The organism is Streptococcus gallinaceus, from assembly GCF_024170225.1.
Taxonomy (GTDB): domain Bacteria; phylum Bacillota; class Bacilli; order Lactobacillales; family Streptococcaceae; genus Streptococcus; species Streptococcus gallinaceus.
This window is the reverse complement of the sequence record NZ_JALJXU010000002.1, coordinates 99,154-112,942: the sequence shown is the minus strand read 5'-3', so window position 1 is coordinate 112,942 and position 13,789 is coordinate 99,154. Positions and strand designations below refer to the sequence as shown.

Sequence of the window (13,789 nt, the reverse complement as noted above, 5' to 3'; positions counted from 1 at the left end):
AAACACTACATCACTTCACCTCAAAAATGTACGCAAAAAGGCCTCAAACAGATTCCTCCATTTGAGACCTTAACAGGTAATATGTATCCTAATCACAGTAAAAAGGACTAAGACAGCATCTCAGAAAGGAGGGGTTGCTTATTCAATTTTGCACGCATCATTTCTTTGTTCATGATGTTTCTCCTTTCTTAGGTATTATTTGTGTCTTATTATAGCACAAGGGAAACGCTTGTCAAGCCTATTTTCTAATTTTTTAATGATTAACAACTTTCTCGGACAATTAATTTGGTGGATAATAGGATTTGTCGGCCAACTTCCGTCTCTCCATCAATGCGACTTTTCAGTAAACGAAGGGCTTCATTGCACATCTGCTCAATCGGTATTTGTACCGTTGTCAAAGAGGGCGATACGTATTCAGCGATATGCACATCGTTCATACCGATAATCGCTATATCCTCTGGTATACGATAGCCGGCCTCCTTTATCGCCTTCATAGCTCCAATCGCAATTGGGTCATTTGCTGCCACAAAAGCTGTTGGCAAATCCGATGCAGGAGTTGCTTCAAGGTAGGACTTCATGGCTGTGTAAGCCGAATCAACCGTGAAACTGGTCATCAGAATTGGAAACTCGCTTGTGTTCATCCCTATTCTCCGTAAAATCCGCTCAAAATAACGCTGACGTCCGTCGTATCGTGGCTCAGATGCATTTTCAAGCTCTGTTTTGCGAGCTCCTCCGAGCATTCCTAGACGCGTGTGTCCCAGCCGCAAGAGCTGTTCAATCGCTAGTAAGGTTCCTTGGTACAAATTGGCATTGACCGCATCAACATCGTAATCTATCGCATCATTGTCAATCGTACAGATATGAGGAGTGACCGTTTTGAGGTAGGAAATTTGTTCCTCTGTGAACTTTCCAATGGTCACAATTCCAGACAAATTATCTTCAGCCGTGGGCAGATTGGTCAATTGGAAGAACTTCGCTTCGTATCCTTCGGCCTTGACGCATAGCTCGATATACTTGCGAAGCGATAGGTAAAATACGTCTTCCAATTCTTCCTCATAAGAATACCAGTAACAAATTCCTAGAGCGCCCATCGTTTTCTTCTTTTTCTTTTTGCTTTTTTGCTCATAATGGAGCAATTCAGCGATTTCAAAAATTTTACGCTTGGTTTCATCCGTCACAGAAAGTCCTTGGTCATAATTGAGCACGCGCGAAACAGTTGCCTGAGACACCCCAGCCTGGTCCGCAATATCTTTTAAGGTCGCCAACTTCTTCCCTCCTTTTCTGTCTATTTTATCTAAAATAAAGGGTAAGAACAAGTCTTACCCTCTTTCTACAACAAGTGCATGGTCAATTCTAAACGATAGGTTTCGTCTAAGAGGTGATAATCTGTGCTGAGTGCTGGCCCACATGAATTGGAACCAATTCCCGCTTGCTCCACATCTAGGAGTAAGACCAGATGATCCGCCTCCGTCAACTCATGATCATGGCTTACTTCTGTCAACGTTTCAAGTGAGTAATAGGATGCATTGAAACTAAAACCTGCTTGCGATTGAATACAGATGCCCTGACCTGCCTGTCCGTGCACGATTAGCTCATGCGTTCCTCGATGAGAGCCAGATTCCTGCGGACGAATATGGTGCTCATACAAATCCACTACCCGAGCTGCAAACCGACCGAAATAGCTGGCTTCATGCTTATCCTGGTAAGCTTCCCATGGTCCATTCCCCAGATACTCTACTCGGTCCAACTCCTTCTTCAAGCCCAACTGGAGACCAATCCGAGGCAAGAACGGATGAAGTTGATTGCGCGTCAAATCAGCGGTTAGGCTTATCCGACCTGCACTCGTCAAGATCCATCTTGCTTTGATATCCAAGATTTTTTCCCTATAAATCGGCACCAAACCTAGATGCGTTTCAAGAACCAAGTCCTCTCCTACAATTTCCCATTCACAAGAGTAGAACTTGGTAGTTGGCTGATAAAAACCGGCATCCTGCCAGGCCGGCTTCACATTGCGGTCATTGTCCGTCGGAGCACGCCAGACAGTCCACTCCATCGGAGTTTCTAATGCAGACTGCCCATTTACTAACCAACTAGAGAAACCACCTGTTCGTTTATCAAACGTCCACTGATTTTCCCTGTTTGAGATTTGCAAACGGTCTGCATAGTCTTCTACTAACCACGATTGGCCTAGAGATACGTTTTCAGATTCTGGCAAGATGAGCGGTTGGTCATAGACCAGATATTGCTCGCTGGACACTGCCGTTCCTGCTTGGATAAGCAATTGCTCCTCTGCCCATTCTACATGCAAGTTTAAGTGGGTCAGCACATCAGGATGAAAGACAAATGGTACCTCTAGGACTGCCTCTCCCTTGGCTGGAATAGCTGGCACAGTAAACTTGTATTCCTCTACAATCACGCCATTTTCTTGGTGCTGAAGAGTTGCTCGGAACCGACTATCCGTTGAGGCAAAGAAGAGTTGATTTTGCAAGGTGATACATGCTTTTTCAGTATCGACAGCTTTTAACACAATCGGTCTATGAATCGCTTGAAATTCCTTCAAACCACGGTGCGGTACACGGTCAGGAGAAACCAATCCGTCCACACAGAAATTTCCATCGTGGAAACGAGAACCCTCATCCCCACCATAACCGAAATAATCGTGACCATGCTCATCAGTCCCTAGGACAATAGCATGGTCGCACCATTCCCAGACAAAGCCTCCCATAAATGTCGGGTAACGCTCCATCAATTCATGATAAGCACGCAAGTCACCTGGTCCATTTCCCATAGCATGCGCATATTCGCACAGGACAAATGGTTTCTCAGGTTGCTTGAGATAGAGTTCTTCCGTCTCTTCTACACTTGGATACATCCGAGAATAGCAAGAAAGATAGGTCGTATCATTAACGCGATCAGGGTCCGCATAGTGAAAGGCTTCATAATGACGAGGACGACTTGGATCTAACTCATAGGCATATTTGAGAGCTTCTTCAAAGGTAATCCCAAAACCTGATTCATTGCCCATTGACCACATAAAAATGCTTGTAAAGTTCTGGTTTGGAATAATTGATGCTGCCACACGGTCCTTAATGACCTCAATATAGCGTGGATCATCTGCCAATTGATTGTAATTCGCATTCCAACCGCGACCGTACAATTCAACAACGCCATGTTCTTCCACATCAGCTTCGCTCATGACATAGAAACCATACTGGTCACAAAGCTCATAAAATTCGGGCGACTTTGGATAATGAGCCGTACGAATCGCATTGATATGGTGCTCTTTCATCAGGCGCAAATCTTCTATCTGCTCAGCAACGGAAACCGTTGCCCCTGTACGTGGACGACTATCATGTTGATTGACGCCATAGAGTTTAATCGGCCGGCCATTCAAGTGAAATACATTGTCAATAAATTCAAAACGTCGGAAACCAATGCGCTCACGGAACCATTCTTGCCCCACTTGAAAAATCAAGGTATACAGTTCTGGTGTTTCAGCAGTCCAGAGGTGTACCTGCTCAATCGTCACTTCCTGCCAGCTCTCGCCTTCCTGCAAGAGTTGACCATCTGGCCCATAGAGTTGATAGGCAGAAACAACCAAATCTGGGTCCATCACCAAGAAATCCAAATCCAGATGAGCCGTTGAAAAATCATCGCTTAATTCCTGTTGCACCAAGTAATGAACTAAATGCTCTCTTGGACGTTTCAAGAGATAGACATCTCGAAAAATTCCGCTCGTCCGAAACTTATCTTGATCCTCAAAATAAGTCCCATCAGACCATTTTAAGACGAGAACCGCCAGCTGATTGTCCCCAACCTGTAAATAAGGAGTCACATCAAATTCTGAAATGGAATGAGAAACTTGACTGTAGCCCAGCCATTGCCCATTGACCCAAACATAAAAAGCTGAGTCCACTCCTTCAAAATTCAAGTGAAAGTCGAATTCCAGCTCACTTTCTTCTACCGAAAATGAACGCGTATAGAGCCCGACAGGATTATCATTTGGAACAAAGGGAGGATCAAAAGGAATGGCGTAGCGAACATTGGTGTAATTTGCCTGGTCATATCCTGAATGCTGCCAAGTTGATGGCACCGAAATACTCTCTGTCTGGGCATTCACCAAAGCCTCTAAACTTTTGTCCAACACATCCAAGATGGAGGAATAATACAGAAATCCCCACTGACCGTTCAAGTCCACAAACCGAGCCGACTCCGAACGACGTTTGGAACCCAAGGCAGCCTCGGCACTCTCAAAAGGAATGTAGTAATTTCTCCGCGGCATCATATTGACATGGAGCACATCTACATTTTCATAAAAATTTTCGATTAACATATATTTCTCCTATTACTTGATGGAACCAAGCATACCGGCTACAAAGTGTTTTTGTAAAATAAAGAAAATCAAGGCGGTTGGTAAAGTCGCTAGGACAATAGCCGTCATAATCACACCATAATCCGGTGAGTAACTTGAGCCAAGATTTGAAATCAGCAATGGAATCGTCTGATTTTCTGGTGTTTGTAAAACAATCAATGGCCAGAGATAGTTATTCCAAGCAGACAAGAAAGTAATGATTCCTGCTGCGGCATAGGTTGTTTTCATAGATGGCATGTAAATACGAATAAAGCAACCTAATTCTGACAACCCATCAATCCGTCCCGCTTCCAACAAATCCTTAGGAAACATTTTCGTATTTTGACGGAAATAGAAAATTAAGAAAGCTGTAGAAATATAGGGCAAAATCGCTGCGGCATAAGTATCAATCCCAATAATTGGAACTGTATTGGACAAGCTACCAAATAAGCGGAAAAGCGGAATCATCAGAGAAGCAAATGGAATCATCATGGCCAACATGAGAACATTAAAAACAATATCCTTGTATTTGGATCGATAAATTTCAAAGCCATAGCCAGCTAAGGAAGCGAAAAACAAGGCTAATACAGTCTGCAAAACAGATATAACAGCTGAATTTTTCAAAGCACGAGCAATATCTGCTGTTTCAAAAAGATTTTTTAAATTCTCAAAAAAGTAACCTCCAGGAAGAAGACGACCATTTGTCACATCAATTGATTTATTTGTCGCACTCACCAAAAGGAAATAAAATGGGAATGCAAAAACAATGGACATCAAACCTAGAAAGATATAGGAGCCAATATTCTTATTTTTAGTCATCACGTCCACCTACCTTAAATTGCATAATCGAGAAGATTATCACTAAAATCACAATACCATAAGACACCGCTGCTGCATAACCAAAATCTGGGGTATATTTGAACGATAAATTATAAATATACTGAGAAATGGTCATCGTAGCATTACCTGGTCCACCATTAGTAATATTCATCGGCTCATCAAAAAGTTGCAAGGTTCCGATTGTAGACGTAATGGAAGTAAATAAAATAACCGGTTTTAATAGAGGCATGGTAATCTTGAAAAATTGTTGACGTTCATTTGCCCCATCAATCCTTGCCGCTTCATAGACCTGCGGGTCGATATTTTGCAAAGCAGACAAGAAGAAAATCATATTGTAACCCGTCCACCGCCAAGTAATCGCAATGACAATCAATACTTTGGCTAAAACTGGATCTGACAACCACAGTATCGGGTCAGAAATCAGGTGTAAACTCATCAAAAACTTATTGATAATCCCATCATTTTGAAACAAATACTTAAAAACAATAGAATAAGCTACTAAAGACGTTACCGCTGGTAAAAAAACAATTGTTCGAAACATCCCTTTGAATTTGAGTGTTTTTTTATTGAGAAGCACTGAAAAATACATGGCCAAAATAACCATAATCGGAACTTGAAAAACCAAGAATATCAAGGTATTTTTCACTGCAACAACAAAATCTGGATCTTTGAACAATCGACTATAGTTCTTCAATCCTACAAATTCCATATTTACCCCTTTGCCTGATTGAAGCGAAAGAATAAAGGATTGAATCATTGGATAAAAGTAGAATAGAAAGACAAGGGCAACCGGCACTGCAATAAAGAGCCACCCGACAATTTGTTTTTTTAGATGTGATTTCATTCTTCACAACCTTTCCTAAAATCGAAAGCGGATAAAACCTTCGACTGATATCAAAGAATTCTATCCGCACATTTCTCCATCCTAAGACTTTGATTGAAAATCTTATTTGAGCTGATCTTCTGCTTCTTTTTGAGCATCTGACAATATCTTATCAAGATCTCCACCTTTAGAATAATCTTGGAAGGCTTTAGCTAAAATATCTTCGATTTCGTAAGTATTTGATCCATAGTTAACTGCAGGAATTTTTTCTGCCCAGCCAGCAAAATCTTTGTAAATTTCTTGTCCGCCAAAGTAATCAACTTTTGTATTATAAGTGCCTGAGGCAGTAGCTGGTTTGTAGGAACCGATGGCACCGATTTGTTCCGTCAATTGTTTGTAAAGTTCTTCTGAAGAGCCAAATGTTTCCTTCAAGAATTCTGCGGCTTCTTCCTTACCATTTTGATTGATAACATACCATGAAGAACCACCCATGTTTGAAGCATTTACTGAGCCTTCTACAGACTGACGAGGGTAAGGCACTACAGCCCATTTTCCTGATTGAGAAGCTTCAGCTGTGATAGATGGTGTCAACCAATTACCGGCTGGTGCTGACCAAACTGTTCCTTTGTTAAATGCACTAACATACTGAGCCCAGTCATTATGCAAATTCATCAAACCACCATCGTTCAATGTCTTCATGTCTTCAAATGCTTCTTTTAACGCAACATTGTCTTTGATAGTTGGTGTTTTTCCATCTTCTCCTGTGTACCAAGCACCACTTGAGTTAATCATGGCACGAATTTGCCCCAAATCATCCATTTGGTTGGTAATTGCTTTCACACCTGTCTTTTCTTTGACAACTTTGGCAATCTCTGTGTACTGTTTCCAAGTGATATTTTGTAAATCCTCTAGCTTGTAGCCTGCTTTTTCTAAAATATCTGTACGCACATACATCCCTGTTGAAGCTGTATCAAACGGAACATTATAAACTTCCTTATTGTAAGTACCTGCAGCAATCTTATAATCCACAAAGTCCTTGCTATTGATGACATCTGTTAGAGGGAAAAAGCTATCTGGATAAGCAGCTAGAAAACTTTGAGAACGGTAATCTTCAATCAATACAATATTAGGCAGACCTTTTGTAACACCTGAACTAAGAGCCGTATTTAATTTTTGTACAATATCGTCTTGAGCTGATTCTACAATTTTTACTTTTACAGGTTTATCATCTGTCTTTTGGTAAATCTTGTCCGCCAACTCAACCGCTTTTACATTATACTTAGCATCCCAAGCCCAAACTGTAAGTGAATCCACATCAGTTTTACCAGATTTGCTCGCAGACGACGAACCACATCCAGCTAGCACTGCACTAGATACCAAAACACTTGCAACTAGCATACTCACTGTTGATTTTTTCATTGTAGATTTCCTCCTAAATGATTGTTTTTTGATTTTCTACAATGACATCATATCAAATTGTAAGCGTTTTATCAATTGTATTTAGTAATAATTTTAAAATTTTACTAAAAATTTCAGAGGAATCTTTTATATTCTCCAGGAAGCGACAAAGTAAAAACTCATAAGTGTTTCTCTGTGCATTTGCAGCTTGAAGCAAACTAGCAAATCCGAAAAACACCTATGAGTTCTACCGGTAGTTAGTAAGGTAAGAATAAATCCGTAGACCTATTCGCATCCTTGTTTTTAAAAATCAATTTGAGTTCCAATACCATTTTTAATGGCTTTTTCAACAATTATTTGAGCAGTCACAATATCTAGAACAGCTGAGCCCACGCTCTTAAAAACAGTGATGTCTTCCTTGTTTTGACGACCATGAATATTTCCAAGAAGCAAATCACCCAATTCTCCGGTGTAATCTTCTTTGGTCAACAGTCCTTTTTTAATCGGTTCTAAAATATCTCCTGCTTCTGCTAATACCCCGTCATTGGTATCAAAGACAACTGCATTCGCTTTAACCAATAATTCTGCCGGTAATTCCAACATTTCAGGTGTGTAGGCTCCGATACCATTGATATGGGCTCCTTTTTTCACATCTGCTGCGTCAAAAGTATTGACCTTAGAGGTAGTGACTGTTGTGATAACATCTGCATCTGTTACAGCTTCTTTTGCTGTTTCTACCGCATAAATCTTCGTTGCAAAAGTATCCGCTACATCCTTACTTAATTGTTCAGCAAAGGATAGTGCCCGCTGAAAATCAATATCAAACACGCGTAATTCCTCTAAATGACGAGCTGTCATCATGGCAATCGCTTGCTGGTAACCTTGTCCACCTGTTCCGATAAGCCCAGCGATTTTTGCATCTGGATTAGCCAATTCTTCTGTTCCAGCTCCTTGAATTGCCGCTGTACGCAATTGTGTCAAATAAGTGCCGTCTAACACAGCCGATACAATCCCTGTCTCTGGGTCAAGAGTGACCATGGTGGCAGGTACAGAAGGCAATCCTTTTTCAATATTTTCAGGATAGACAGACACAATTTTCACACCAAGAGCATTCTGTTCGCCTCGCGTCACTGCAGGCATATATAAACTTTGTCCATGGTAGTCAACTACATCCAAATTTGTGCGCAAGGGCACTGTCGCATTCCCAGATGAATACAATCGAACAGCATCCTTAGCCGCTGCAATCGCATCTTTCATTGAAAAACATTCTTGGATGTCTGATTTCGTTAAAATAAGCATATTCTTTCCTCCAGACTCTTAATTTTTCTTCAACATACCGTAGGCACTATACAAGAGAATAAATGCAACAAACCATTGCAGGATAGCTGTATTTAAACTTGTAACCACAAAGACTGCACAGAGCACACCTAGGACACCAAAAGTTGATGTAAATAGGGTGATTTTACGACTGTATTCTCCAGATTTGACAAACTGCACACTACCAACTGGTACAGAGAAAGTCGCTGCCCCCATCATGATTGGGAAGGCCACTGCTGGATTTAATCCCAAAAGATAGACTGTAATCATCGTGAGAGCGTAGGAACCAATACCGATATTATTCAAGGCTCCAAAAATCGCCAAAGCAATTGCTGCAATCACTAATTTAATTCCTGTTAATGCAGTCGCATCGCCACCACCTGGCAAGAATCCAAATTTCCCACCTAAGATAATCAAGGATGCGATAATCATCCCAATCCCAATTGACACTTTCAGCTTATCAGCAGGTAACTTAACCGCAAATTTTGCTCCAAAATATGAACCAACCATTTGGCTAACAATACAGACAATCAAGGTTACCACACTAACTTCAATTTTTGTAATGTAGGCCAACGCCATCACAGCAACTGGAATTGTACATTGGGTATTCAATGTACCTGGCAATTTTTTCACACTCGTCCAATTTAGTTTTGGATACAAACTGGTACTAATCGCAAAGTCTGAAATACCAACTGTTGATAAGAAAAAGATAATCGCACTCGTAAACGGAAGAGCAATCGTATTTGCTTTTTCCGACATAATTTCATTTCTATGAACCAATAAATCTTTCACAAAAATAACGGCAAAATACGCATTCACAACAACAACTAATAACAATAAAATATCTTTGAATGACATTTTTTAATCTCCATCAATAAATCTTGCGGATTCCTTCGAAATCCTTTCCATAGTCGTTTTGTAATTCTGGTCTGTGCTCTTGAATGATTTTTAACGTATAGGCATCGTGTTTCACGTACTCTTTTGCAAGAAGTCGCATAGCTTTATTGTGGCTCCAAATAACGTCACAATGGTCATCCACCGTGCCAAATAATACAATATCATCATCACAGACTAAATTTACCCAACGGCCATCCATATCTCGAATCTTGTCTGCTTCAAATCCATGAGGATAAAAACGCTTGAATGGCAAGTCATAATGGCCGCTATTGCTAAAGAGAATACAAACAAAGGTCTCTAAACGAGCCTCCGCATCCCGTAAAGCATTGATAATATCTGGGGTTAACTCATCTTCCCAAATTTGAATGTATAAACTGCTTTTCGTATGCTCAATCATGTATAGCAACTTCAACAAAGTTGCTTCCCTATGCTCTAATTGCCATAATAAGGTGTCTTTCTCCTTTTCTTTAACCCCAGACAAATGATCCTTTAAATAATCAATATCACTCAAAGTCGAATGCTTTAGCATGCTCACAAGCTCCTCTGGTGACAAGGCTGAGTATAATTTAGGTTCACTTTTATTGACCAGTACGACTCCTCTTTTTACCAACTTTTCTAAGCTATTGTATACTTTTGATCTTGGCACACCAGATTTTTTACTCACTTCATATCCGGTCATCAAGCCATTTTCAACCAAAGTTAAATAGATATTTGTTTCAGATTCAGCAAAGCCAAACTGTTTCATTTTTTGAACCAGCATATATACTCCTTTTTAGTAGCTACTTACAAGAGCTACTATACTCCTAAATGCGTTTTCTGTCAATATAAAATTGTGATTTTTTTAACATTCTTTGCATTAGTGTGTAGAAACAAAAAAACAACCCTGCAAAACAAGGTTGTCTCTATAACTATTATGATGGTTATCGAAATCGTTGAAATGCCAATAAAAGCCAGTTCTGTCATATTTTAAGTTAAAATTTAGTAAATTCCAAACATTTATTTCTCTCGAATAACTCATAATTTTACGAACAGCCTCATATTGATCATAAATTACCTTTTGTAATACATATCTCCATAAGTTTAGTTTGTTCAAGCTGTAAAAAACTCTTAGAAACTGAATCCTAAGAGCTCTATATACTTTTTAATAAGAATAAGTTTGAAATAACTTAAAACATCTTACTAATACGTTGATCAGGAATAAACCAGATAATCGCTACCAAAATAACACCGATTAGAGATAAATAAGGAGATAATGGAGCAACCAAAAACGAAATAAGATAGACCATAATAGAAATTTTTCCTTTATAGTCTGATCCTAAAACGGCATGTAGTTCATTGTTTATTTTTCTAACCTGATTTTGAAAAATATAGTAAGCTACTCCAGTTATAAATAAGACAAAACAGTATGTCATAACTGGTATAACACTGTTGTAGAATCTATTAAGCCATGCTGTCGCCCATGGGATAAGCGATATGCAAAACAACCAAAACATATTAGACCAAAGTATTGTAGAAGTCACTCTAGTAATACTTTTCGCAAGGTGGTGATGATTATTCCAGTAAATTGCAACATATAAAAAACTCAGAACATAGGCTAGTATGGTGGGAAGAGAAGAATATAACCCTGCAAGACTATCTGTATTTGGAATTTTTAATTCTAAAACCATAATTGTAATAATGATTGCCAATACACCATCACTAAATGCTTCTAGTCGAGATCCAGACATATTTAACTCTTCTTTCCAAATTTTTTATAGAACCATAGCATAAATAAAAGTAAGCCAAGGAATATGAATAAGAATCCTGTAGGAACAAGAAAAAAATATTCATGTAGTACACCTTGTTTATCAATGTATTCTGGGCTAATACTCTTTGCCACAAAACTCAGAACTCCAAGAAAAAAAGATAATGTGGCGAAAACCCGTAGCCAATCCATATTTTTCATTTATCCCCCCCTATTGATTAGCCTGCTCCAGAACAGATTGGACAACAGGGTCCTGCATCATTTGTTCCATAAAGGTTGACAAATATGGGTAATCTTTCCAGGTCTTAGGCGTCTTTTCAGACCAGAGTGCCATGACAAATGCATAAGCATCGGCTACACTACGCTTATTTTGATACACATGTCCTCTGTCTCCGATAAGATGATCCAGATGATTCATAACCTTGTCAATGAGCGGATAAGACGCTTCACGGACATTCTCTAAATCAGCTGTTTTTTTAGAAACAGTATAGCGAAATGGCACAAACATGGGCCAAAAGGCTGGATGGAAATCTCCTGTTAAGAAGGCCATGGTTTCATTGAATTCAAATTGGTTTTCAAGACCTTCTGCGCTACCAAGCTGGCTTTCAGGGTATCTTTCTGCAATATACTGCAAAATCGCATCTGCCTGCGTCATCGGTCGAGATAGGCCAATTTCGAGGGCTGGAACCATTGCTAATGGGTTTATCTTCTTGTACTCTTCCGAACGCGGATTAACCTTCTCTACACTATATTCAGCTCCTGCCCATTCCAGAGCAATCCAACAAGCGAGGGCACAGGTCCCTGGTGCATAATAAAGTTTCATCACGATCAAACTCCTTTTTTATTAATTGAACAAACCCAATTATACTACATAGTGCTAATTTTTTCAACTTCCCCTTCTTATTCATAATTTAGTAATATCCTAAAAGAACGCATACAAGAAAACTTCCTGTATGCGTTCTGATTAATTAAAATAAATTTACTGGCTGAGAAGCCGTAAAATCCCCCTTGTTTACACTTCGTGGTCACTTCCTTATTCTCTATGCTATCCAGTTACCATGGGTAATATACTGGGAAGTACGACATTGTCCCTGTTGATTTGTATAAGGGCATTGAATAACCTCACACTTGACCAATATTGATGAGCATTTAGAAAGACGCTGAGCTATTATTTCAACTTGTTTACCATATAAGTGAACGGTAATAAAGCTCGGTGAATTATTTTTTTTAGTAAGATTTACTACTTGAGCTATATTCCTGATTCACTTGATAAAGGGCTAACACTGCTTTTAAAGCCATCACAGACTTAAGAGATTGCTTCAATAGCCTTCTTTCTATAACCCTAGTTTTCTGACATCTCTAAAAACGCTTTTTAAAACAGTCCTTCAACAACGTATCAAAACCATACAAAAAGCAGGTAAAGTATAAACTATTCCCACTTTAGATAATGTTTTAACAACTTTTCTCCATAATCTTCTAAAAATTCCTCAAGAAAAACAGTGTCCTTTTTAGTCAAAGTAAAAGGATAGATTGGGTCATACATCACTTCATCTTAATTTGTGTATTTTCATAAAAAATTATATAATAAAATTGGGTCTAAGCAAGTTATTAACTGTACTCTATTACATTTCTGGAGGAAATATCTATGAAAAGAAAAATATTTCGTATCTTGTTTGTACTAGGCTTAATGGTCTCTTTCTTTGAAAATGCAGCAGCTGCTACAAAACCCATTGAAGGAACTTCTCTAGCAAATCAATCGCCATATAATTTATCCTATATCTTACAGGTTACAGTTGGCGAAAATAATTACAAAAAAAGTTCAGCAACATTAATTGCCCCCAATATACTATTAACTGTAGCACATGGAATTGCCGATGAGCAGACAGGAAATATATCTGAGGAAACAACTTCTGCAAGTGCTCTTCGCGCCAATCTACCTGCTACTTATACAAACAGCTCCGATATTTATCGTTCTCCAAACAGTGAAAATCCCTTTATTATCTATCCATTTTATTCAGGCGCTTGGAATAGAGTAAATGATATAGCTTTGGTAAAAATTACCGATCCATCATCTGAAACCTCAAACATAAATACCAGTCAAGTACGATTACGAGTTTACCGTAACCTTCGACAGTTAAGAGGTAAAAAATTTACCATTGTTTCAAATACAATCAATCTTCCTGGTCGATGGGTATATGAAACAGGAAAAATTACTAAAATTCGCCCTGACGGCTTGCTGGAAACAAATATTAGTGGAGTCAAAGGACAATCAGGGTCTTCTATTATCGTAGATGGTCAAATTATTGGTATTGCATCTGCTATAGAAAATAATAAACTCCTTATTACACCATTTACAGAACAAACAAAAATAAATTTATTTGATCCAAATGGTATTCTTAATGTAGAATTTTATTAATCT

13 protein-coding genes are annotated in these 13,789 nt (G+C 39.0%); 1 reads left to right on the top strand and 12 read right to left on the bottom strand.

Annotation, left to right across the window (positions count from 1 at the left end):
- Positions 1-260: 260 nt before the first annotated feature.
- The 12 genes from J2T50_RS03030 to J2T50_RS02975 form a co-directional block, all read right to left on the bottom strand.
- Positions 261-1,265 (bottom strand): LacI family DNA-binding transcriptional regulator, encoded by a 1,005-nt coding sequence (locus J2T50_RS03030; RefSeq protein ID WP_253363555.1) that lies wholly within the window; start codon positions 1,263-1,265, stop codon positions 261-263.
- Positions 1,266-1,330: 65 nt separating this feature from the next.
- Positions 1,331-4,333: a glycoside hydrolase family 2 TIM barrel-domain containing protein gene (locus tag J2T50_RS03025; protein WP_253363553.1), complete on the bottom strand. Its 3,003-nt coding sequence runs from the start codon at positions 4,331-4,333 to the stop codon at positions 1,331-1,333.
- A 12-nt stretch (positions 4,334-4,345) separates the two neighbouring features.
- A complete protein-coding gene (locus tag J2T50_RS03020; protein ID WP_253363551.1) occupies positions 4,346-5,170 on the bottom strand; it encodes a carbohydrate ABC transporter permease in 825 nt (274 codons plus the stop codon).
- On the bottom strand, positions 5,163-6,035 hold the full coding sequence (locus J2T50_RS03015) for a carbohydrate ABC transporter permease (RefSeq protein WP_253363549.1): 873 nt from the start codon (positions 6,033-6,035) through the stop codon (positions 5,163-5,165). Before J2T50_RS03015 ends, J2T50_RS03020 begins: the two co-directional genes overlap by 8 nt.
- Positions 6,036-6,137: 102 nt before the next feature.
- Positions 6,138-7,433 (bottom strand): ABC transporter substrate-binding protein, encoded by a 1,296-nt coding sequence (locus J2T50_RS03010; RefSeq protein ID WP_253363547.1) that lies wholly within the window; start codon positions 7,431-7,433, stop codon positions 6,138-6,140.
- Positions 7,434-7,715: 282 nt separating this feature from the next.
- Entirely contained in the window at positions 7,716-8,711 is a 996-nt protein-coding gene (locus J2T50_RS03005; RefSeq protein ID WP_253363545.1) for an ornithine cyclodeaminase family protein, read from the bottom strand.
- A gap of 18 nt (positions 8,712-8,729) precedes the next feature.
- Positions 8,730-9,587, bottom strand: coding sequence for a sulfite exporter TauE/SafE family protein (locus J2T50_RS03000; RefSeq protein ID WP_253363543.1), 858 nt, complete (start codon positions 9,585-9,587; stop codon positions 8,730-8,732).
- Positions 9,588-9,600: 13 nt separating this feature from the next.
- Entirely contained in the window at positions 9,601-10,386 is a 786-nt protein-coding gene (locus J2T50_RS02995; protein ID WP_253363541.1) for a TrmB family transcriptional regulator, read from the bottom strand.
- A gap of 406 nt (positions 10,387-10,792) precedes the next feature.
- Positions 10,793-11,353: a TMEM175 family protein gene (locus tag J2T50_RS02990; protein WP_253363539.1), complete on the bottom strand. Its 561-nt coding sequence runs from the start codon at positions 11,351-11,353 to the stop codon at positions 10,793-10,795.
- 2 nt (positions 11,354-11,355) lie between these two features.
- On the bottom strand, positions 11,356-11,571 hold the full coding sequence (locus J2T50_RS02985) for a DUF3955 domain-containing protein (protein WP_253363537.1): 216 nt from the start codon (positions 11,569-11,571) through the stop codon (positions 11,356-11,358).
- 10 nt (positions 11,572-11,581) lie between these two features.
- The gene (locus tag J2T50_RS02980) at positions 11,582-12,193 is read right to left on the bottom strand and encodes a glutathione S-transferase family protein (protein WP_253364049.1); all 612 of its coding nucleotides are present in this window, start codon (positions 12,191-12,193) and stop codon (positions 11,582-11,584) included.
- Between the two features lie 217 nt (positions 12,194-12,410).
- A complete protein-coding gene (locus tag J2T50_RS02975; protein ID WP_366515773.1) occupies positions 12,411-12,623 on the bottom strand; it encodes a single-stranded DNA-binding protein in 213 nt (70 codons plus the stop codon).
- Positions 12,624-13,015: 392 nt separating this feature from the next.
- On the opposite strand from J2T50_RS02975, the gene J2T50_RS02970 reads away from it, so the two are divergent.
- Positions 13,016-13,786 (top strand): trypsin-like serine peptidase, encoded by a 771-nt coding sequence (locus J2T50_RS02970; protein ID WP_253363527.1) that lies wholly within the window; start codon positions 13,016-13,018, stop codon positions 13,784-13,786.
- Positions 13,787-13,789: the final 3 nt, after the last annotated feature.

What these genes read in the sequence shown, in the direction of transcription:
- J2T50_RS03025 (WP_253363553.1), bottom strand. Translation starts at nt 4,333, where the DNA reads ATGTTAATCGAAAATTTTTATGAAAATGTAGATGTGCTCCATGTCAAT.
- J2T50_RS03020 (WP_253363551.1), bottom strand. Translation starts at nt 5,170, where the DNA reads ATGACTAAAAATAAGAATATTGGCTCCTATATCTTTCTAGGTTTGATG.
- J2T50_RS03015 (WP_253363549.1), bottom strand. Translation starts at nt 6,035, where the DNA reads ATGAAATCACATCTAAAAAAACAAATTGTCGGGTGGCTCTTTATTGCA.
- J2T50_RS03010 (WP_253363547.1), bottom strand. Translation starts at nt 7,433, where the DNA reads ATGAAAAAATCAACAGTGAGTATGCTAGTTGCAAGTGTTTTGGTATCT.
- J2T50_RS03005 (WP_253363545.1), bottom strand. Translation starts at nt 8,711, where the DNA reads ATGCTTATTTTAACGAAATCAGACATCCAAGAATGTTTTTCAATGAAA.
- J2T50_RS03000 (WP_253363543.1), bottom strand. Translation starts at nt 9,587, where the DNA reads ATGTCATTCAAAGATATTTTATTGTTATTAGTTGTTGTTGTGAATGCG.
- J2T50_RS02995 (WP_253363541.1), bottom strand. Translation starts at nt 10,386, where the DNA reads ATGCTGGTTCAAAAAATGAAACAGTTTGGCTTTGCTGAATCTGAAACA.
- J2T50_RS02990 (WP_253363539.1), bottom strand. Translation starts at nt 11,353, where the DNA reads ATGTCTGGATCTCGACTAGAAGCATTTAGTGATGGTGTATTGGCAATC.
- J2T50_RS02985 (WP_253363537.1), bottom strand. Translation starts at nt 11,571, where the DNA reads ATGAAAAATATGGATTGGCTACGGGTTTTCGCCACATTATCTTTTTTT.
- J2T50_RS02980 (WP_253364049.1), bottom strand. Translation starts at nt 12,193, where the DNA reads ATGAAACTTTATTATGCACCAGGGACCTGTGCCCTCGCTTGTTGGATT.
- J2T50_RS02970 (WP_253363527.1), top strand. Translation starts at nt 13,016, where the DNA reads ATGAAAAGAAAAATATTTCGTATCTTGTTTGTACTAGGCTTAATGGTC.